Origin of the sequence: Massilia sp. CT11-108, from assembly GCF_047302915.1 — a bacterium.
Taxonomy (GTDB): domain Bacteria; phylum Pseudomonadota; class Gammaproteobacteria; order Burkholderiales; family Burkholderiaceae_D; genus Telluria; species Telluria orientalis.
The window spans coordinates 1-585 of record NZ_JBKYMO010001163.1 but is presented as its reverse complement, the minus strand read 5'-3'; the positions used below and the strand labels follow the sequence as shown (position 1 = coordinate 585).

Annotated in this window: 1 protein-coding gene; it reads left to right on the top strand. The window is 72.6% G+C overall.

The features are described from left to right. On the top strand, positions 1-525 hold a 525-nt coding region (locus ACEN88_RS33750), incomplete at its 5' end, for an FAD-linked oxidase C-terminal domain-containing protein (RefSeq protein WP_413346719.1). Between the last annotated feature and the right edge of the window lie 60 nt (positions 526-585).

The following is a 585-nucleotide window of genomic DNA, read 5'->3' as shown; positions in this document are numbered from 1 at the left end:
CCGCTCGCGCGGCGCGATGGCGGCGTGCACGTCGGCCGGGGACTCGGCGAGCGGTGGAAGCGCAACCGCTTCCGCAACGTCTACCTGCGCAACAGCGCGTGGACGCACGGCTTTGCGATCGACACGGTGGAGACGGCGCTCGACTGGCCGCGCGTCACGCCCGGCATGCGTGCCATCGAACGGGCCGCGCACGATGCCCTCGCGCGCGACGGCGAACGGGTGCACGCGTACACGCACCTGTCGCACCTGTATCCGCAGGGCGCGAGCGTCTACTCGACGTTCATCTGGCGCCTGGCGGGCGACTACGACGCGGACCTCGCGCGCTGGCGCCTGCTGAAGACGGCGCTGTCCGAAGCGATCGTCGCGAGCGGCGGCACGATCAGCCACCAGCACGGCGTGGGCCGCGACCACGCGCCGTGGCTCGCGCACGAAAAGGGAGAACTGGGCATGGCCGCGCTGCGCACCCTGTTCCGCGCATTCGATCCGGACGGCCGCATGAATCCGGGCAAGCTGGTGACGCCGTGAACGGCGCCTTCGCCGCGCTGTGGCAGCGGGGCGGTCGCGCGCCAGCACGTCCGCCAGGCC